This is a genomic window from Streptomyces roseofulvus (assembly GCF_039534915.1).
GTDB classification, from domain to species: domain Bacteria; phylum Actinomycetota; class Actinomycetes; order Streptomycetales; family Streptomycetaceae; genus Streptomyces; species Streptomyces roseofulvus.
The window spans coordinates 35,460-54,516 of record NZ_BAAAWE010000001.1 but is presented as its reverse complement, the minus strand read 5'-3'; the positions used below and the strand labels follow the sequence as shown (position 1 = coordinate 54,516).

21 protein-coding genes and 1 pseudogene are annotated in these 19,057 nt (G+C 69.1%); 14 read left to right on the top strand and 8 right to left on the bottom strand.

Annotated elements, in window-relative coordinates; translation table 11 throughout:
* Nucleotides 1-31 precede the first annotated feature (31 nt).
* Nucleotides 32-415, top strand: a complete 384-nt coding sequence (locus ABFY03_RS00235; protein WP_346168709.1) for a replication-relaxation family protein — start codon at nt 32-34, stop codon at nt 413-415.
* A gap of 5 nt (nt 416-420) precedes the next feature.
* Nucleotides 421-696, top strand: coding sequence for a hypothetical protein (locus ABFY03_RS00230; RefSeq protein ID WP_346168708.1), 276 nt, complete (start codon nt 421-423; stop codon nt 694-696).
* A 45-nt stretch (nt 697-741) separates the two neighbouring features.
* Here ABFY03_RS00230 and ABFY03_RS00225 read toward each other — a convergent pair whose 3' ends face one another.
* Entirely contained in the window at nt 742-1,074 is a 333-nt protein-coding gene (locus tag ABFY03_RS00225) for a hypothetical protein (protein WP_346168707.1), read from the bottom strand.
* Entirely contained in the window at nt 1,064-1,561 is a 498-nt protein-coding gene (locus tag ABFY03_RS00220) for an ATP-binding protein (protein WP_346168706.1), read from the bottom strand. The genes ABFY03_RS00225 and ABFY03_RS00220 overlap by 11 nt, the downstream gene beginning before the upstream one ends.
* On the opposite strand from ABFY03_RS00220, the gene ABFY03_RS00215 reads away from it, so the two are divergent.
* Complete coding sequence (locus ABFY03_RS00215; protein ID WP_346168705.1) at nt 1,539-2,069, top strand: ATP/GTP-binding protein; 531 nt, start codon at nt 1,539-1,541, stop codon at nt 2,067-2,069. The two genes, ABFY03_RS00220 and ABFY03_RS00215, sit on opposite strands and share 23 nt — an antisense overlap.
* Before the next feature lie 925 nt (nt 2,070-2,994).
* Here the strand turns inward: ABFY03_RS00215 and ABFY03_RS00210 are convergent.
* Nucleotides 2,995-3,435 carry a hypothetical protein gene (locus ABFY03_RS00210; protein WP_346168704.1) on the bottom strand — a complete coding sequence of 147 codons (441 nt, stop codon included), beginning with the start codon at nt 3,433-3,435 and terminating at the stop codon, nt 2,995-2,997.
* A gap of 436 nt (nt 3,436-3,871) precedes the next feature.
* Between ABFY03_RS00210 and ABFY03_RS00205 the strand changes: the two genes are divergently transcribed.
* Nucleotides 3,872-4,456 carry an SMI1/KNR4 family protein gene (locus ABFY03_RS00205; RefSeq protein ID WP_319007527.1) on the top strand — a complete coding sequence of 195 codons (585 nt, stop codon included), beginning with the start codon at nt 3,872-3,874 and terminating at the stop codon, nt 4,454-4,456.
* Nucleotides 4,457-4,975: 519 nt separating this feature from the next.
* On the top strand, nt 4,976-5,314 hold the full coding sequence (locus tag ABFY03_RS00200; RefSeq protein WP_346168703.1) for a hypothetical protein: 339 nt from the start codon (nt 4,976-4,978) through the stop codon (nt 5,312-5,314).
* A gap of 35 nt (nt 5,315-5,349) precedes the next feature.
* Here ABFY03_RS00200 and ABFY03_RS00195 read toward each other — a convergent pair.
* Together ABFY03_RS00195 and ABFY03_RS00190 are read right to left on the bottom strand one after the other, a co-directional pair.
* Nucleotides 5,350-6,122 (bottom strand): annotated as a pseudogene (locus ABFY03_RS00195) (transposase).
* A 90-nt stretch (nt 6,123-6,212) separates the two neighbouring features.
* Nucleotides 6,213-6,596, bottom strand: coding sequence for a hypothetical protein (locus tag ABFY03_RS00190; protein WP_346168702.1), 384 nt, complete (start codon nt 6,594-6,596; stop codon nt 6,213-6,215).
* A gap of 261 nt (nt 6,597-6,857) precedes the next feature.
* Here ABFY03_RS00190 and ABFY03_RS00185 point away from each other — a divergent pair, with 261 nt between their 5' ends.
* From ABFY03_RS00185 to ABFY03_RS00175, 3 genes are all read left to right on the top strand, one after another.
* Nucleotides 6,858-8,732, top strand: a complete 1,875-nt coding sequence (locus ABFY03_RS00185; RefSeq protein WP_346168701.1) for an AMP-dependent synthetase/ligase — start codon at nt 6,858-6,860, stop codon at nt 8,730-8,732.
* 306 nt (nt 8,733-9,038) lie between these two features.
* Nucleotides 9,039-9,422, top strand: a complete 384-nt coding sequence (locus tag ABFY03_RS00180; protein WP_346168700.1) for a matrixin family metalloprotease — start codon at nt 9,039-9,041, stop codon at nt 9,420-9,422.
* Between the two features lie 2 nt (nt 9,423-9,424).
* A complete protein-coding gene (locus ABFY03_RS00175; RefSeq protein WP_346168699.1) occupies nt 9,425-9,910 on the top strand; it encodes a hypothetical protein in 486 nt (161 codons plus the stop codon).
* Nucleotides 9,911-10,157: 247 nt separating this feature from the next.
* Here the strand turns inward: ABFY03_RS00175 and ABFY03_RS00170 are convergent, their stop codons facing one another.
* On the bottom strand, nt 10,158-10,613 hold the full coding sequence (locus ABFY03_RS00170; RefSeq protein WP_346168698.1) for a DinB/UmuC family translesion DNA polymerase: 456 nt from the start codon (nt 10,611-10,613) through the stop codon (nt 10,158-10,160).
* 338 nt (nt 10,614-10,951) lie between these two features.
* Here ABFY03_RS00170 and ABFY03_RS00165 point away from each other — a divergent pair, with 338 nt between their 5' ends.
* Entirely contained in the window at nt 10,952-11,383 is a 432-nt protein-coding gene (locus ABFY03_RS00165; RefSeq protein ID WP_346168697.1) for an SMI1/KNR4 family protein, read from the top strand.
* A 465-nt stretch (nt 11,384-11,848) separates the two neighbouring features.
* Entirely contained in the window at nt 11,849-12,949 is a 1,101-nt protein-coding gene (locus ABFY03_RS00160; protein ID WP_346168696.1) for a DUF5954 family protein, read from the top strand.
* 155 nt (nt 12,950-13,104) lie between these two features.
* On the opposite strand, the gene ABFY03_RS00155 is transcribed toward ABFY03_RS00160, so the two are convergent.
* Both ABFY03_RS00155 and ABFY03_RS00150 read right to left on the bottom strand, forming a co-directional pair.
* Nucleotides 13,105-13,875 carry a transposase gene (locus ABFY03_RS00155; RefSeq protein ID WP_346168695.1) on the bottom strand — a complete coding sequence of 257 codons (771 nt, stop codon included), beginning with the start codon at nt 13,873-13,875 and terminating at the stop codon, nt 13,105-13,107.
* 38 nt (nt 13,876-13,913) lie between these two features.
* Nucleotides 13,914-14,594, bottom strand: a complete 681-nt coding sequence (locus ABFY03_RS00150) for a hypothetical protein (RefSeq protein WP_346168694.1) — start codon at nt 14,592-14,594, stop codon at nt 13,914-13,916.
* An 804-nt stretch (nt 14,595-15,398) separates the two neighbouring features.
* Here ABFY03_RS00150 and ABFY03_RS00145 point away from each other — a divergent pair.
* From ABFY03_RS00145 to ABFY03_RS00130, 4 genes are all read left to right on the top strand, one after another.
* Nucleotides 15,399-15,551 (top strand): hypothetical protein, encoded by a 153-nt coding sequence (locus tag ABFY03_RS00145; RefSeq protein WP_346168693.1) that lies wholly within the window; start codon nt 15,399-15,401, stop codon nt 15,549-15,551.
* A 1,317-nt stretch (nt 15,552-16,868) separates the two neighbouring features.
* Nucleotides 16,869-17,540 (top strand): DUF4097 family beta strand repeat-containing protein, encoded by a 672-nt coding sequence (locus ABFY03_RS00140; protein WP_346168692.1) that lies wholly within the window; start codon nt 16,869-16,871, stop codon nt 17,538-17,540.
* Between the two features lie 66 nt (nt 17,541-17,606).
* Nucleotides 17,607-17,855 carry a hypothetical protein gene (locus tag ABFY03_RS00135; protein ID WP_346168691.1) on the top strand — a complete coding sequence of 83 codons (249 nt, stop codon included), beginning with the start codon at nt 17,607-17,609 and terminating at the stop codon, nt 17,853-17,855.
* Nucleotides 17,856-17,892: 37 nt separating this feature from the next.
* Nucleotides 17,893-18,737, top strand: a protein-coding gene (locus ABFY03_RS00130) for an IS5 family transposase (RefSeq protein ID WP_386724007.1) whose coding sequence is annotated in 2 segments (ribosomal slippage) — nt 17,893-18,249 and nt 18,252-18,737 — 843 coding nt in all. Because the reading frame shifts where the segments join, the coding sequence is not laid out codon by codon here.
* Nucleotides 18,738-19,057: the final 320 nt, after the last annotated feature.

Genomic DNA, 19,057 nt, shown 5'->3' with positions numbered 1-19,057 from the left:
GCTGGGCACCATCGCCTCCTACGCGACCGAGGTGGCGCTGCCCGCGACCGGCACCTGGTCCAACCCGGGCAAGGGCGGCGCCCAGGCGGACATCGTCATCACCGCGCCCGAGGACGGGGTGCCGCTGCTGTTCGTGGAGATCGACAACTGCTTCGAGTCCGCGCAGGTCCTCGCCGCGAAGATCGACAAGTACATGCGGTTTGGTCAGCGTGATGGGGATCTCGAATTTTCCTCAGACCCGCTCTTCGCCTCAGCTGGTTCACGAAGTGAACCAACTGAGGGCAGTGGTGAGCGAGGCGGAGTACGACTGGTTGCTCTTCGACCCGCGCCAGACCCGTGGGTGATGATCGGGGCATGCTGCAAGCGAGAGATGAACATGGTCGGCGTGTGGGGAACCCGAAGTCGTCAGCGTTGAGCCGGATGGTGGCGAACCTCGGCCGGGGCAACGCCTTCGTCATCGTCGAGCGCCTCGACGATGAGGCGGATGGTGGCTGGTATGTCCAGGTGTGGCTGAGGGACGACAACACCTACCAGCTTGAATTCCGCGACGGGACCGCGGCGGAGCACTATCAGACCCGGACGATCTCTCAGGAGAAGGTGATCGCCGCCTTGAGCGGCTGGGCCGAAGGCCGCCCTGAGTGGAAGGACGCTTTCATGTGGCACAACATCAGCGCCTTCTTCGCTGACACAGACTGACCCCGCCGTCCCGAGGGTCGGCGTGGTCAGTGACCTACGTTTTGTTCAGCTGCGGCGCATCGGGATGACGTCCGGGTTCGCCATCGGGATGGTGGGTCGTGCTGCTTCGGGAGTGGCCAGCAGAGCGACGATGGTGACGGGCTTGTCGCAGTGCGGGCAATTCCGGACAGCCGTGGGCGCGAGGGGTGTCGGGTCCGGTGATGCCGGGGTCATCGTCTCGCCTTCAGCAGCATCGGCTGCTTCGTCGCGTTCGCGGCGTCGGCGTCGGCTCGCCTCTGCTTTGCAGCGGGGTGTGCAGTAGGTGTGCCGGGCCCCCGCACTGGGATTGACCTGGAATGACGTCCAGCAGATCGGGCACTCCCGGAATTCAACCAGCACGTCCGGTCTCCCCTTTGCGGAGGTTGTCGGAGTGGGATTGGTGCGAGCGGAGGCGGTAGGACGGTCCATCGATGCCGACCACGGCAGCGCGGTGCAGGAGCCGGTCGAGCATCGCGGCGGCCACGGTGGCGTCGCCGAAGGCGCCGGCCCAGTCGGCGATACCGACGTTGGTCGTGAGGATCGTGCTCGACTTCAGATACCTCTGGTTGATCACCTGGAAGAGAGCGGACGCGCCGTCGCCCGGCAGCGGCAGATAGCCCAGTTCGTCGATCATGAGCAGGCGGGGGCCGGCGAAGAACCGCATGACGCTTGACCAGCGGCCTTCGAGTGCGGCTTTGTGGCATTTGGCGGCGAGTTCCGCGGCGGTGGTGAAGTAGACGCGGTGGCCGGCGTCGACCGCGGAGCGGGCAAGGGCGACGGCCAGCATGGTCTTGCCGACGCCGGGCGGGCCGACCAGCAGGACGTTGGAGGCCCGGATCGTCTTCATCCCGGACGCCGCCGAGGCTCCCGCGCCTGCCGAGCCGGTCATCGACCCCGCCGTCCTGGCCCGCCAGGCGGTCGACTCGATGCGCCTGGACGGCCCGTCGGTGGCCTCGCCGCGCGCGGCCGGCCGGTACCTGATCGGCATGCCCATGTGGCTGTGGGCCACCCCGTCCCCGTCGACGTTCGGGCCGGTGTCGGCGTCCGCCTCCGCCGGGGCCGTCACCGTCACCGCCACCGCCAAGGTGACGTCGGTCCGCTGGACGACGGGCGACGGCACCACCATCACCTGCACGGGCCCCGGCACCCCGTACGCGGCCCGGCACGGCGCCCAGGACTCGCCCACGTGCGGCCACCGCTACACCCGCTCCGCCGAGTACGAGGGCACCGCCACCTCGACCTGGACCGTCACGTGGGAGGCGCCCGCCCTCGGCGACTCCGGCACGATCACCGAGACCCGCGCCACGGCGTTCACGGCGTGGGTGGGCGAGGCGCAGGCCGTCGGCACCAGCTGACCCGCGCGGCAAGGGGAAACGGGAACTTCCCCAATTGGGGAAGAACGATCTTGATCCCCGCTCACCACCAGGCTTACCACCGCGCTTACCACCGCAGGTCAACGGCCCGGGGCGACCGCTCGCCGGTACCGCCCGCCGCGAGGCCCCGTGGCCGAGGCAGCCGACCGGGTTGCCTCCCAGGTTGCCCTACAACTAGCCCTGCAAGGTGCTCTCCAAGTTGCCCTGCAAGTTGCTCTGCAGGTTGCCCCCAGGCTCTTGCGGCGACGGGCGAACCTGCAGCTCAGGCCGTGCGGTCAAGGGGTGCGCGCCGCGCCGACTACTTCTGTACGGGACCCTCCTGGAGCTCCGAGGCCCGTACGAAGCCCGGCCCGAGGACCCGCCGGCCCCGCGCTACGCCCGCCGGCTGTGCGTCCAGCACACCCCGGCGGCGAAGTTCCTCTGTGTTGGGCAGTGGCACGGCGGGCAGGTCGTCAAGGTCTGCCTGCGCGGCAGTTCGCGCAGAGGCCGGGCCCGGCCCGAGGAGGCGTCGATCAGTCACCGCCGAATCGTAGGCCCCGGTAGGGTCGGGTTCAGCCCGCGCCGATATGGCGTGCGCGGGCGAGGCCCGGTGCCCAGATGCGCTCTGGGAGCAGTACCACCGGGCCGCCCCTACACGCTGCCTGACGGCCCCCCTCCGCCCCGCCGGGATCTTCCTGGGCGGGGCGGAAACCCGTTCAGGCGTCTGGCGCGTCCTCGGCGGGTTACGGATTGCCGGTTACAGCCCCGGTGGGAACGCCGGTTCTGGCTGCTCAGGGCGCACTCCGGAACGGCCCGCCAGCGCCGCGCCGCGTCTCACCTGCCCGGCCACCGCCCCAGCCCTGACCGGCCCTGCGGGGCCCCGCTGCGCGGCATCGTCGTCCAGCTCGGCAGGGAGCTCGGCGCCCGGTCAGGAGGCGGCAGTACGGTCGAAGCTGGTGATGTTCAGCTTCACGCCCTCCGTGCTCTTGAGGGTCGTCGGGAACTCCCCGGTTGCGGTCTGGCCGGGCTGGACGTCGGTCTCAAGCTGCGTTCCGTTCGCCACCCGGGTGCCGCTTGCGTCGATCGCTTCCCAGTCCCATGAGTAGTTCGACTTCTTGCCGCTGCTGTTCTTGATCGTCCATACCAGCCAGATGTTGGTGATGCCGGCCTGTGAACGGTCGTCGAGCTTGAAGCTGACCAGATCAGCTCGCTCGCTCGCACCCTCCGGCGACCTCTCGGCGGTGGTCTCCCCTTCCGGGGCAGGCGTACTGCTCTCATCACTGCTGCAGGCAGTACCAAAGGCCAGACCGAAGGCCGTGACCACAGCGATGAGCACTGAAGAACGGGCGTGACGACGGTGAACGCGCATGGCTGATCCTCCTTGCCCCTCCATCCTGCGCTGCAGCCGCCCAGCTATCGACTCGGCAGCCTTCGCCGTCCTCCTCGGCCGCGCCGCCGCCCTGTCTCCTTGCCGGCGACCCTGTTCCGTCCTCGACGTCCCTCGGCGGCTGCGCCCCGCGCTGCTCGCCTCGCCGCCGTCCCCTGCTCCCCGTACGTGCGGGTTATGGCCCCTGACCCAGACAGCGACACATCACGCACGATGCTGCTCCCCGCACGCGCGGGGATGGCCCCGCGGCCTTCGCGTGGATCGGGACGGCGCGCGGCTGTCCCCGCTCTCGCGGGGGATGGTCCTCTCGCCCTCGCGGAGGCGGTCCGGGTGATCGGCTGCTCCCCGCTCGCGCGGGTTAGGACGATGCCACCCGCCCGCCTGTTGTGGTGTCGGACCCTGCTGACAGGGTTGCCGCATGGACGAGTTCATGGGCACCCAGGCCCCGCCCCGCCGGATTCAAGATGCTGTTGAGGCGCTGACGGCGTTCGAGCAGGCATGGTCGGAGCTGACCGTGCTCCGGCGTCCAGAGCCCGCGAAGGTCGATTGGGCGGCTGTCGAAAGCGGTCTGGGCACCGCTCTCCCGCCGGACTTCAAGCTGCTCACCGAGCTCTATCCCCGCCTCGTGGTGGGGGACACGCTCTTCGTCACCTCCCCGCAGCCCGGCGATGAGCAGGCATGGGTCGAAGCCACACTCGAAGACCTGGAGATCGTCGAGGAGTGGTGCGAATACGCGGAGCTCGATCCGCCGGTGCAGGCTTTCCCGGCATCTGGCGGCCTTCTCCGCTGCGGGTCGACAGACTGGGGCGACTACCTCCTGTGGTCGACAAGCGGGGATGGCGCCGAATGGACGATCACCGTGGCCACCCGCGGAGGCGGCTGGTGGCACTACAACGGCGGACTCGTGCAGTTCCTCACCGGACTGGTGGACGGCAGCGTCGACCAGTGGGGACTGCACACGATCAGGCCCACCATCACCGGCCACCCCCCGGCCTCTGCTTGAAGTCGTGTTCTGCCGGCAGACGCTGCATGGTCTGCGGTGTCGTGTGCTTCTGCTGCGCCGGCGTGTCCAGGCCCTCACGCCGCATTTCGTCGATGAAGCCCTTCACCGGCTCCAGCACGCTCGGCCGTGGCGGCGGCTTCCGATTCGACGGTGCCGGCGGCTCCAACGCCGTCCGCACCGGGTTCCGCGGGCACCTTGACCGCGCGGCGAGCTCCCGCCCCGACAGCCCCTGCTCGCGATGAACCCGGCGGATCCTCTCGAACGGCCTACCACGTGACCTGTGCACCAGCGGTTTCCCTGGCCTGGACCGTGATCAACAGGCACAGCGTGACGGCCAACCAGCGCTCCCTCTCGCCATTGCTCCGAAAGCGGCATGTTCCACACCATCACGCCGCATGGTTCCCGACTCACCGATGAACCACCGGCTCCCGTCCACATCGAAGACGTGGCTTTCCTTCACCCCGACAAAGACACTCGACTGCTCCCCGCGTATGCGGGGATGGCCCTCACGGCGAGCCCATGGACCCGGCGGCCTCGGCTGCTTCCCGCGCCCGCGGGCTGGCGACCGTCATCACCCCGCCGGGGCTCGGCGCCTGCTCCCCGCACAAACGCACCTCACCGCAGCCGGTGACCGCCCGGCCGCCCTCGCCCCGAACCGTCGCCGGATGGATCCTGTGCCGTCCGGACACCCGTACCGAACCCGGGCAACTCCAGCTCAAGGCCGCCCGGACGCACTGCCCAGAAAACGACGCCCTCACCAGGCACGTCCGCTCCTTCGCGACCATGCTCACCGAGCGCCTGCCCGGCTGGCTCGTGCATACCGTCACTCTGTCGGGCTCAGGTCTGTCCCGTAAATGATCTATGGCATGCCGATCGCGTATCGGACCCTGTGCTCATCCGGCGAGGGTGAGGTTGTGGAGTCGGGCGATGCCGAGCATGGCGTGGTGAACCCCGTCGCCCTTGAGGCGGCAGTCGCGGAGGACCTTCCACGTCTTCATTCGTGCGAAGGCGTGCTCGACGCGGGCGCGGACCTTGCGGTGGGAGGCGTTGTGCTCCTCTTTCCAGGCCGGTAGTTCGGCCTGGCCTCGTTCACGGTGGTGCGGGATGACCAGGCCGGTGCCGCGGTAGCCGCCGTCAGCGATCACGGTTGTTCTGCCGACGGCGGCCTTCGCGCCGGACAGCTCCCATGCCTTGCAGTCGTTGCGGTTGCCCGGCAGGGGCCGGCCGACGGCTACGACGAGCCGGGTGTCAGCGTCGGTGATGACTTGGTGGTTGATGGAGTAGCGGTAGTTCTTCGGCTGCTCGGTGATGCTGTGGTCGCGGGTGGGAACCATGGTGCCGTCCACGATCAGCACGGTGTCCTTGCGGAACCGCCGGCGCTGTTGCAGCGAGAGCAACGGCCCGAAATGGTTGATGATGTGGTCGGCAGCCGACTTCGACACCCCGAACAGCAGGGCGAGCTGGCGCAGGGTGAGGTTGGTGCGCCAGTACGCGGCGACCAGCAAGACCCGGTCCTCCAGGGGCAGGCTCCAGGGCCGGCCCTTGCGGACCGGATCAGCACCCTCGCGCCGGAGCGCGGTGATAGCAGCCTGCCGAACTGCCGCGCGCTCAGCCCGGTGAACGGGGCTATCCAGGACAGCTGCGACGCCGTGATCACACCAGTCACGGCGAGATCCTCACACGGCCCCGCCGGTACCGCCGAGCTGATCACTTCCTATCCTAGCCAGGCACAGATCCTTGGCCGCGGGTCAGGGGATCAACGATCTTCCCACTGGGTGCGGGCGAGCTCCGTGTTCGTCCGGACCAGGTCCTCGTCGTCCTCGATCATGAACAGCGAATACCGGCCCATTGCGTCCAGGGCGTCGAAGACCCGGTGGGCCCAGGCGTCCGAGTCCGGCTGATTGGCAGTGACCCGGGCCGGGTGAGAATGGTATGGCTCGTCCAGGTCTGGCGGCACGGCGACCCAGCAGCTCAGCCAGTGCTCGTTGTCCCCCCAGGTGAAGGAGGGGGATCGCCCGTCGGTGTCACAGAAGAACTCGATGCCGAAGGCCGCTTCGAGGTCGGCCCGCACGGCCTCCGCGAGGGTGGCCCCAGGGGCCTGCGGCCCCCGGAAGCCGGCGTAGATGTCGTATTCGATCAAGATGATCAGCCTCAGTCCACGTCGAAGGTCTCCTCGTAGCAGTATCCGATCAGTCACACCTGGGTGAACTCACGCGACGCTCGTCTTTACACCGGATTTTCCAGACCTGATGTGCGCGCAGCACCGCAAGGCCGGAAAGCGAATTCGTGATCCAACTCCCCTACCCAGCCCGGCGATTTAGCCCTAGCCTCTGCACCACCCCCCAAAGTTACTCGCCAGTCAACCGATGTGTGATGGGTGCCCTCGGGCCCGGAGGCCGACATGAGTTCCGCGCAGTACCTTCTCGAAAGCCGCCCGCATTCCGTGGCGCACCTGTTCCTGTCACGGGTCGAGGCCACCCCCGACCGGGAGGCGTACCGGTATCCCGCAGAGGTCGACGGCGGTGAGGAGTGGCGTTCGCTGACATGGGAGCAGGCGGCACAACGGGTGAAGGCGATTGCGGCCGGACTTCTCTCCCTGGGCCTGCGGAGCGAGGAGCGGGTGGCGATCTCCTCGTCGACGCGGATCGAGTGGATCCTCGCCGACATGGGCGTGATGTGCGCGGGCGCGGCGGCGACGGCCGTCTACCCGAGCACCAACGGCGAGGAAACGGCGTACATCCTGGCCGACTCGGGCAGCCGTGCGATCTTCGTGGAGAACGCCGAGCAGCTGGCCAAGGTCGCCGCGCACAAGAGCGAGCTGCCGGACCTGGACGTTGTGGTCCTGTTCGATCCCGCGCCGGACGCGGCCGCGATCGAGGGACTGGAGGTGCTCACCCTCGCCGAGCTGGAGCGGCGCGGCGCCGAGTACCTCGCGAAGCACCCCGACGCGGTCGAGACGACGGTCCAGGGCATCGGCCCGGAGCAGCTCGCCACGCTGATTTACACCTCCGGCACGACCGGCCGCCCCAAGGGCGTGCGGCTCGTGCACGACTGCTGGTCCTACCAGGGCGTCGCCCAGGAGTCGACGGGCCTCGTCCTTGCCGACGACGTGCAGTTCCTGTGGCTGCCGCTGTCTCACGTCTTCGGCAAGGCCCTGATCGCGGGCCAGGTGCAGTCCGGGCACGTCATGGCCGTGGACGGCCGGGTCGACCTCATCATCACGAACCTGCCGGTCATCCGGCCCACCATTATGGCGTCCGCGCCGCGGGTCTTTGAGAAGGTCTACAACGGCATCGCCGCCAGGGCCCGTGCCGAGGGCGGCGCCAAGTACAAGATCTTCCAGTGGGCGGCGAAGGTCGCACGCGACTACGCCAGGACCGGCCAGGAGCAGATGGTCGCCACCGGCCGCCGCACTGTCCCGCTGTCCCTGGCCGTCCAGCGCGCCCTTGCCGACAAGCTGGTCTACGGCAAGATCCGCGCGGCCTTCGGCGGCCGGCTGCGCGGCAGCGCGTCGGGCAGCGCCGCGCTCGCCCCCGACATCGGCTACTTCTTCGCCGGTGTCGGCGTCCCCGTGCTGGAGGGCTACGGCCTCACGGAGACGAGCGCGGCCTGCACCGTCAACCCTGCCGACGACAGCCGGGTGGGCACGGTCGGCAGGCCGCTGCCCGGGACGGAGGTCCGTATCGCCGAGGACGGGGAGATCCTGCTGCGCGGCCCGGGCATCATGCGCGGCTACCACAACCTTCCCGACAAGACCGCTGAAGTGCTGGAGAACGACGGCTGGTTCCGCACCGGGGACATCGGCGAGGTCGACAAGGACGGCTACGTCCGGATCACCGACCGCAAGAAGGACCTGTTCAAGACGTCGGGCGGCAAGTACGTGGCGCCCACCGAGATCGAGGGCCGGTTCAAGGCCGTCTGCCCCTTCGCGAGCAACATCCTGGTCATCGGCAACGACCGGAACTACTGCACTGCTCTGGTCGCGCTCGACGAGAGCGTGATCATGCCCTGGGCCGCCGCGAACGGTCTGGCCGGCCGCGGCTACGCCGAGGTCGTCACCTCCCCGGAGGTCCACGCGCTCATCGACGGCTTCGTCCAGCGCCTCAACACCGGCCTCCAGCGCTGGCAGACGATCAAGAAGTTCGCCGTCCTGCCCCGCGACCTCGATGTCGAGCACGGCGAGCTCACCCCGAGCCTGAAGGTCAAGCGCCCCGTCGTGGAGCGCGAGTACGCCGACCTGGTCGAAGCCATGTACGAAGGCGCCCGTGAGGTGTGACCCTATCCGGCTGTCCGGTACGCGGCCCCCTACCGGACAGCGCAAGGTGCCCGAACGGGCAGGGCAACAGGCTTACGTGGAGAGATGCGCCAAGATCCCTTCCCCTGCTGCGCCGGCCGGAGCCAGTAGCGCTCCAGCGGGGGCCACCTGAGACCGTCGCAGTCAGCCTGCCTTTGGTCACCCGTCGGCCAACCTTCGCCGACTGACCCGCGTGACTCGCCCCGGCCCGGGAGGATGCCCACCACGGCGAGGCACCCTGATGGCGCTCTTTGAACCTGGTTCTGACCGCGCTTCCGTGAAAGCTCAGTGCTCGCCGCGACCTACAGCACGATCTTCCCCAAGATCAAGCCCGATGGAGCCTCCAGCTACGCGGACCTGGAGTGGAGCGATACCCACCAGACCGCGAACGGCTGGAAACTCGTCTACGGCCGGTGGGACCCGAACACCGGCACGGACCAGCTGTGGTTCAACCGCGCTTACCTGGACGACGGCAAGTGCCTCGGCTCGACGGAGCACCGCCGGCGGGTCGCGGCGCACGAGCTGGGGCACGCGCTCGGCTTCTGCCACAAGCCGTACAACGGCATGTACCCGTCGATGATGTGGACGGAGTACTCCCACATCTCGGGTAAGGAGATCGACGGTCCCACCGAGCAGACCGACATCAAGGCGTATCACGCACTGTGGGGATGACCATGAACAAGAAGGCTGTCGCCGCGGCCGCGGGTGCGATGACCGCCGGCGCTCTGGCGCTGGGCGGCTGGTTCGCCTATCAGCACATGGAGAGCCAGGTCGGCTCCGGGCACGTGCTGCGCGGCTACGACGCCCACACCCCGGCGGGCACCGCACCGCACGCCGAGGACGTCTTCACTGGGCGCGTGGAGGCATTCGAGGAACGGCGGGAGCTCGAGCACTGGATGACCGACATCTACCGGGTCAGCGTCGTCTCGGTGCTGCGCGGGGACGTACGCGGCACAGTGCGCGTCACGTACGCGCCGGACGAGGAACCAGCCCAGAGGCTTACCGACGGCGAAACCTACGTGTTCGCCACACAGGCCTGGCGGGGAACTGTCGAGAACGGCCAGTCGCTGCTCTTCCACGGCGAGATGAAGCCCGTGGACGACGCGCAGTTGACCGCCTGGAAGCGCGCGACGGTCCTCCCCGTGGTGGCCGACCAGTAGCCGGTCCGAGGACCGTAGAGCATCTGGGACACCGCGGGCGCCGTCTGCCCGGCTTCCAGGACAGCCGTGGAAAGTCCGAGGGCCAGGGCCTGCCCTCTGGCGGTCCATCAGGAGCTGCGCCCCGAGCATGGGTCTCGTACGGTCGCGGTGGGCGACGTACAGGACCGTCGTCCCGCCGGGCGGCGCGCCGATCCTCGAATCTCCCCGAGCGAGTGCTAGCGCGCGTCCGGAGCTCCGTCTAGCGATGTCAGGAGGCGTGGCGGTAGTCGGCGGCAGGTTTGGCGACGGGGTGGCCCCAGCGGGTGTTGAGCCGGTCGAGGACGGGTTCGATGCGGAGTCTGGCCTCGCGTTCGGTGTCGAGGGACATCTGGGTGCCGGGGCCTTCGCCGGCGGCGGTGAGGTCTTCGACGGTGAGGACGATCCGCCGTACCCGCGCACGCTGGAGCGCCATGCCGTCGAGGATCCGATAGGCGGCGCTGCGGAGGTCCTCCGTGTGTCCGGACGCGGCAGGCAGCGTGCGGGTCCGGGAGACGCTGGCGCCGCCGGCGAGCCCGATGGTCAGGTTGACCTTCCGGGCGACCTGGTCGCGGCGCCGAATCCGCTCGCCGACGGTGACCACGAGGCTGAGCACGGCGGCGCGCACGCTCGCGGCGTCGGTCTCGTCCCAGGGGAAGGCGGTGTGGGCGCTGGTCGACTCGGGCATGCGGTGCGCAGTGATCGTCCGAGGATCGGCCCCCCGCCCTCAGCCGACGCCTGGCCGCCCAGCACATCCCCAACCGGCCCGCCCGAACCACCACACTCGTGGCCCTAGCATGCGGCCTCTCGCCCGCGGTCCTCGGCCCGATGCTCGGCCTTCACCCGATCACAGCCGTCCAGTGGCGCCGCCGCGCCGTCACCGACTGGACCGCATACCTCCAAGCACGCACCGAGGCCGGCAACCAGGGGCAGGACCGAACAGGCAGACAGCACCAGGCGCAGAAGTCGGATCGCCCGGGTTTACCTGGGGCGATCCTGCATCCTGGCGTCTGAGAAGCTTCTTCGATGTGGCGTGAACAGATCCTTCAGGCGATGGCCGGTGCTGAGCTCGACGCTCCGGCCGGCGAAGAAGCGTTGGCAGCGGTCGAGAGCACACTCGGACAGCCGCTGCCCCCACAGTTGGCCAGTCTGCTACGAGAGTGCAACGGCGTGCGAGGGCGCTACGGTCTCGGCGTCGTCTGGAGCGCCGAGCGGATCGCGAAGGACAACGCGGATCTCCGCAGCACTCGCGACTTCACCGAGCTATACATGCCATTCGAACCACTGATGTTCTTCGGCGATAACGGGGGAGGCGACCAGTTCGCCTTCGTTCGAACTCCACAACGCGATGAGATCTTCGTCTGGGACCACGAGACGGACAGTCGATACCTGGTCTCCTACAGCCTGGACCAGTACATCGAACGGGCCCTGCAGGCCACCGGAGACTGGTACCGGTAAAACGGCCTCGGAATACAGCACCCTTGGAATGACGCTCCCCCGCCAGCTGAGCAGACGCCGTGGAGCCGCGCCCGGCGTGAGTCATGCGCGAACGACCAGGGCAGCCCCGACACCCTGATCGCCGTCACCGCGGCTTCCAACCGCAGCAAGGCGGACAAGGACCCGGCCGAGTGGCTGCCGTCGGACTCCTCCTACCACTGCACCTACGCCGCGACCTGGGTCGGCACGAAGCTCCGCTGGGACCTGGCCGCCGACGAGGTTGAGCGGGAAGCCCTTCTGGGGCTCGCCGAGGACTGCCCCACGACCGTCGCTTCCTACGAGCCGGCGCCGTAGACCAGGCGAAGACGAGGTGGTCCGCCTTGCTCCAGAGCGGGCCAAGATCGCATCCAGCCGCGTTCCGCTGCAGCGACACGGAGTTTTGCGGAATCCGCGATGCGAGCAAACGGCGGCCGCGACGATGGGGGCATGAGCGAACAGGACGCGGGGCCGGCAGAGCCGGTGGTGGTGAGGGTTCCGGTGGAGCCCGTCGAGGCCGCGATCGAGGCTGATGCCCGCGACGCAGCGGCTCGTCACAGCGGTCTGGCGGTCCGCGGCCCGCTGTTCGGCATCGCCGCCCAGGGGCCGGGGGACGGGCGGCGGTGGCGGGTGGTCGTCGAGGTCGCGCACGGCTGTCCGCAGGATGCCCGTGACGCGCTGAACTCCCTGCTCTGGTTCCGGGCGAAGGACGAGGCGCAGAGCCGGGAGGAACGCCGCCCATTGCTGGCGGCGGTCGCCCGTCTGGAGACCGAGCCCGTCGACGAGCTCACCGTGGGCACCACCCGCTACCGGGTCGTGCGGGCAGAGGAGTACGCGGCTGTCGACAGCCGCGGCGCCATCGAAACCCCACGTCCGACCGACCCCGAACCCCTCACCCCCGACTGGGGCCCCGGCGCCCGCAGCCCGAAGGTCGACGACGGTCTCGTCCTCGACCCCGAGGCGCCCCTCTCCCCGCTGCAGGCAGCGGAGCGAGTCGCCCTGCGCTCCCTGGCCTACAGCGGCACCCGCTTCCCCGACGCCGTCCTCGCGGACTCCGCACGTGCCGTGGAGAGCCATCCCGACGTCCTGCTGATGCCGGCGGCGTTCCTGATCACCGAGCGGTCCGGCGACGGCGAGTGGTCTGCGGGCAGCAGCCTCCACGCCACCGCCCACGATGCCCGCCGCACCCTGGACTTTGCCCTGACCTGGATGGAACCCCGCATCCGCAGCCTGATCCCCACCAACGCCGACCGCACCATCGATGCCCGCAACCCGCCCAACGGCACCACCGGCAAGGCAGCTGCGGAGCTCAAGGAATTCGCGATGGCCGCCGACATGCTGCGTGCCGGCCGCTGCGACCAGGTCGAAGCGGCCGGCACCGTCTACCGCATCACCCGCTCCCGACGCCTGCTGCGCTGGGGCCCCGACGGACCCGAGGTCCCGCGCCCCTCCGACACCAGCACCCACACCCCCTCGGCGCTCCACCCGTGCCTCGACGAGGACGGCACCGTCCATGTCGAGGACTCCGCGGGTGAGGAACCGTCCTGTTGACACAGGCCGGGATCGAGCCGGTTCCTGTCCGCAGGTTGGGCAGCAGTTGACGATCTTGGATGCCGCAGATGCTCACCAGGAATGACGTCACCCTTGGCTAAGGACTGTCCCGTAAATGATCTATGGCACGCCGACCGCGTATCGGACCCTGTGTCTCATTCGACGAGGGCGAGGTTGTGAAGCCGGGCGATGCTGAGCATGGCGTGATGAACGCCCTCGCCCTTGAGGCGGCAGTCGCGGAGGACCTTCCACGTCTTCATTCGTGCGAAGGCGTGCTCGACGCGGGCGCGGACCTTGCGATGGGAGGCGTTGTGCTCCTCTTTCCAGGCCGGTAGTTCGGCCTGGCCTCGTTCACGGTGGTGCAGGATGACCAGGCCGGTGCCGCGGTAGCCGCCGTCAGCGATCACGGTTGTTCTGCCGACGGCGGCCTTCGCGCCGGACAGCTCCCATGCCTTGCAGTCGTTGCGGTTGCCGGGCAGGGGCCGACCGACGGTGACGACGAGCCGGGTATCGGCGTCGATGACGACCTGGTGGTTGGTGGAGTAGCGGTAGTTCTTCGAACGCTCGGCGATGCTGTGATCGCGGGTGGGAACCAACGTGCCGTCCACGATCAGCACGGTGTCCTTGCGGAACCGCTGGCGCTGGCGCAGAGCGAGGGCGGGCCCGAGGTGGTCGATGATGCGGTCGGCAGCCGACTTCGAGATCCCGAACAGCGGAGCGAGCTGCCGCAGTGTCAGGTTGGTTCGCCCGTAGGCGACGACAAGCAGCACGCGATCCTCCAGCGGCAGACTCCATGGTCGTCCCTTGCGTGCCTGGGCTGCCTCCTCCTTGCGCAGAGCGGTGACGAGCGTGCCGAACTGCTGCGGGCTCAGCCCGGTGAACGGGCCTATCCAGCGGGGCTCCGATGCCGTGATCACACCAGTCATGGCGAGATCATCTCCCGGGCCTGGAAAGTCGTGTGGAGCTACGAGATCTCGGGGTACTGGGGGCGCTTTCGCTTGAGCTTGGCCAGGTCACTGAGATCGATGCCGGTGGCCTTGGCGTACTGCCTGGCCCAGTCGGCGACGGCCTGTCGGAAGAGGTAGTCGGGGCGACGGGGCACTGGTTCCTCGCCGCGGTTTCGCAGCTTGGCGACAGCCGCCCGCTCCAGATCCTGGGCACCGCACTGACGAGCCAGAAGGATGGCCTTCGCAAGCCGTCCCGGCTCGTTGTTGGCCGGTGTGAACGACCAGACCCCGCCCCGTTGGACGTGGGTGTCCGCGAGGAGCAGCAGCCCCAGGTCATGAAAGTCGCGGACGAAGTGCAGAGAGGACGGCCCGTAGCGAGTGACGCCGGCAGCGATCTCGGGGGCGAGCGGGGCGCTGCCTGTCGGCCAGGGATAGCAGGCGGCAGGAGGGATGCTGGACGGACTTGCATCACCGGTTGGCGTGGGGTGGTCGATCCCGATGCCCACCCCACCGAAGCCGTCCATCCGATCGCGAAGATCGATGTAGTCCGTGTGGACACTCCAGCCGAAGGCCGACCGGTCGGAGCGGTCCTTCCAGATCGAAAGCGTGGTGCACAGGCTTCCCCGGACGAACGTCAGCTTGCCGCCATCGACGCTGGCGGGAGCGGTTCCGAGCAGCTCGACGAACTGATCGGCCATCCTTCCTACCGTCCAGGGGCGCGTCACGACGGCATGATAGGCGCTGCCCCAGGGGCCTGATCGCCAGGGCTCCTGTCAGACCGCCCATCATTCGTAGATCATTTACGGGACAGCCCTTAGGAACGTCGCGAGGGGCTCCTCGAGCACCCTTGAACGATCAAGGGTGCTCGAGGGATCGCCTTCCGGCCCTCGCCCGGCCGTTCTGACAATCTGCGGCTCGTTCGCGGGCCCCAGGGCCCTGTCACCGCACCCGGCCGCCCGGGCCGTGTACCGGCCGGCGTCTACCCCGGGACGGGGCTCGCCGGCCCCGGTGCCGTGCCCCGCCCCTCGCGGCCGGCTCGGCGGCAGTCCCGGAGCGCCCCAGCAGTTACCGAATTCACCAACTGGTTCGTGATCATCAAGGTCGGGGAGGTACTCGCGTGAGTACTTCTCCGACCACCACCTCCGGATTTTTCGGAAGTGGTCGTCTTCCTGGGCTCCGGTTCGGGGGGTGTTCCCCTAGGGAACACCGGCGGCAGCGCTGCGACGAGGTACGTGCGGGCGTGCCCGGTCCGCTGGCCGCTCAGCGGACCCCGCCAAGGTCCCCGCGTCCGCCCCGGCCTGTTCGTCTGGCGCTCCGATCGTGGAGACCTGGCCGGTCGGCGTGGTCGTGTGTGTGCGGGGTGTGGGGGTAGGCGGGTGATCGGAGCGAAGTGGACGTCTCCTGGGGCTGGTCGTGCGCGTTCTTCCCCCGGCGCGTGCGGCCGGCCCGTCCGGCAGCCCGGACCCGGCCCCTATGGGCCCGTGTCTCACATGTGAGACACCTTGACGGTCGGGACCAGGGAGGGCACCGCCACCTCGACCTGGACCGTCACGTGGGAGGCGCCCGCCCTCGGCGAATCCGGCACGATCACCGAGACCCGCGCCACGGCGTTCACGGCGTGGGTGGGCGAGGCGCAGGCCGTCGGCACCAGCTGACCCGCGCGGCAAGGGGAAGCGGCGACTTCCCCAATTGGGGAAGAGCGATCTTGATCCCCGCTCACCACCAGGCTTACCACCGCGCTTACCACCGCAGGTCAACGGCCCGGGGCGACCGCTCGCCGGTACCGCCCGCCGCGAGGCCCCGTGGCCGGGACGGCCGGCTGGGTTGCCTCCCGGGTTGCCCTGCAAGGTGCTCCCCAGGTTGCCCTGCAAGTTGCTCTGCAGGTTGCCTCCAGGCTCTTGTGGCGACGGGCAAACCTGCAGCTCAGACCGTGTGGTCAAGGGGTGCGCGCCGCGCCGACTATTTCTGTACGGGACCCTCCTGAGGCTCCGGCTTTCGTACGGAGCCCGGCCCGGGGATCCGCCGGCCCCGCGCCACGCCCGCCGGCTGCGTGTCCAGTGCACCCTGGCGGCGAAGTGCTTCCGTGTCGGGCAGCGGCACGGCGGGCAGGTCGTCAAGGTCTCCTGCGCGACTGGTCGCGCCGCCACCGCGCCGCCACCTCACGTCCCTGCCCATCGCCCCTGGTCGGTGCCGAGGAGGCGGGCGCGCCCGAGGGGCTTCCCCGGGTCCGTCGGCCAGGCGCGTCCAGCGGTGAACGGCCGAGGCACCTGTGCCGGTCCGGCTGAGCATGCCGGTCTGCCCGGCGCTGAGCAGCACGGAGTCGACGGGTATCGCCAGAGGCGCAATCGTCTCCGCCCCTGTCTCCGCCGTGGCTGTCGACTGGGCCCAATCCGCCGCGTCGGCCGCGACGGCCGGCGTGCTCAGGGTCCCTGCGGATACGGCCAGGACCAGGGCGACGGCCGGGCTGAGGTGCTTCAAAGGGGGACCTCCCGCACAGAAGTGGTGGTGACGATCACTCACCATCAGCACCAGACCCATGAAGACCATTGAAGGTTGTACGGCACCGCCGGGATCAGGACTGGATCCGTCAGGTCTGCTCCAGGTCATGCTCGTCCGACACTGAGGCGTCCGGCGTTCCCACGGAAGCGCCAGGTCCGGGCGGTTGGCCGTAAACCCACGACACCGAGGCGGCGCGCCCTAGCCGGTCAGGCGATCTTCCCTTGTGGGGGAGTGGGCAGCGAGTGAGACGCGCTCTGCGCTCGGCACTGCCGGCCGTGGCGTTCACCGTCTCACCATTGCAATGCTGTGGCGTATGCCGTTGCATCAATGCGGCAGTCATTGCAATGAAATTCCCACGTTGACCTGCGCTGATGCCATTCCAGTGCAACGTGCTTGTTGCCACACCCTGGAAAGCAACGTAGCTTTTCCCATGTCGGAAACGCCGACCACGACTCCACGGGAGAAGCCACACCATGCAGACCTTCGCCACCACCGCCCCGATCACCACCGTCGTCGACATCCCCGCCGGCCACCTCCGCTTCATCGCCGCCGACCGGGCCGACGCCACCGTCGACATCCGCCCCGCCCGCCCCGGCAAGAGCCGCGACGTCAAGGCCGCCGAGGACACCACCGTCACCTACGCCGACGGCGTCCTCACCATCACCGCCCCCGAGGCGAAGAACCAGCTCTTCGGCCCCTCCGGCGCCGTCGAGGTCACCGTCCAGCTCCCCGCCGGCTCCCGCGTCCAGGCCAGGGCCGCCGGCGCCGAACTCCGCGGCGTCGGACGCCTCGGCGACGTCAGCTACGAAAGCGCCCAGGGCCCGGTCAAGCTCGACGAGGCCGCCACCGTCCGCCTCGCCCTCCAGGACGGCGACATCACCATCGGCCGCCTCAACGGCCCCGCCGACCTCACCACCGCCCGCGGCGACCTCCGCATCACCGAGGCCACCACCGGCACCGTCGTCCTCGCCACCCAGTCCGGCTCCATCACCGTCGGCGCCGCCCGCGGCACCGCCGCCACCCTCGACGCCGGCACCTCCTACGGCCGCATCCACAACACCCTGCAGAACGCCAAGGGCACCGGCGCCGACCTCACCATCCGCGCCACCACCTCCCACGGCGACATCACCGCCCACGCCAACTAGGGAGCTTCTTCCGGATCTTGGTCCGGGCGGACTTCGCACGCTGCTGTCCGCGCATATATTGGCGGCGTGGACGAAGCCGAGGTGAGTGGCCAGGCATGGAGGGACGAGGTCAGAGCACGTCCGACAGCTGAGCAGGATCGGGACGCCCTGGCCCGGCTCGTCGAAACGGATGCGGACTCCTTCGAGGTTGAGCTGTACGAGCGTGCGGCAGATCCCCAGGTGCTTTCGATTGATCGTGCCCAAAGGTCGCAGGCCGGGCAGTACGCCAGGCGTGTGCGACGGCTTCGCGAGCATCAGCGGCGCCAAGGCAGTTGAACAGTAGCCTTCGGATCATCTGATCGTTGGTTGATGTGTGTCGTTGACTGATGCCCAGTGGGCACGCATCGAGCCGTTGCTGCCGGACCGGACGCTTCGGCGGGGTGGGCGGTGGCGTGATCACCGGCAGGTGATCGACGCGATCGCGTTCAAGTACCGCACCGGGACACCGTGGATGGACCTGCCCGAGCACTTCGGCTGGTGGAAGGGCGCCCATAACCGGCTGCGGAAGTGGGCCGCCGATGGCACCTGGGAGAAGGTCTTCACCGCTCTGATGGCTCAGGCGGACGCCGAGGACGATCTCGATTGGATCGTCTCGGTCGACTCCACGATCGTCCGGGCTCATCAGCACGCCGCCGGGGCCCGTCAAAAGGGGCCCCGTCCGTCGAGCCGGACGATCATGCCCTCGGACGGTCCCGTGGCGGGCTGACGACGAAGATCCATCTCGCGGCTGACGGCCGATGTCGGCCCCTGGCGTTCGTCCTCACGCCTGGCCAGGCGGGTGACGCGCCCGCGTTCCCCGACGTCATGGCCAACCTGCGGGTGCCTCGCCCGATCGGTCGTCCCAGGACCACCCCGGAAATGGTCCTGGCCGACAAGGCGTATTCGTCCCCGGCGATCCGCGAGCATCTCCGTCGGCGCGGGATCCGGGCGGTGATTCCGCAGCCCGCCGACCAGGCCACCCACCGCAAACGCCGCGGCAGCTGGGGCGGCCGTCCGCCGGCCTTCGACCGCGACGCTTACAAGCGACGCAACACCGTTGAGCGGTGCATCAACAAGCTCAAGCAGTGGCGCGGCCTGGCTACCCGCTACGAGAAGACCGCCACCATCTACCTCGCCGGACTCCACATCGCCGCCATCTTCATCTGGTCCGCGAGATGATCCGAAGGAAACGGCCTAACCGCCGGCACACGTGCGGAAGCAAGACCAGCGCCGTGGAGGAGCCGGTCCACAGGGCGCTCCTCCGCCGCCCCTGACCGGCGTCCCAGGGACACCGATCGGTGCGCTCGGTGTCCCTGTTCGATCCCCGGAGTGCGCTAGTGGGGGAGTCCGGGGGTTCCCGGACAACCAGACGCTCCTCGAGGCGATCGGCAACCCGCGCCGCGAAGCCCACGACGCCCGCCAGCAGGCCGAGTACGACGCCCGCCAGCGCGAGCACCAGGAGGAACTGCGTCGCATCGCCGCCCAGCACCAGGCCGAGC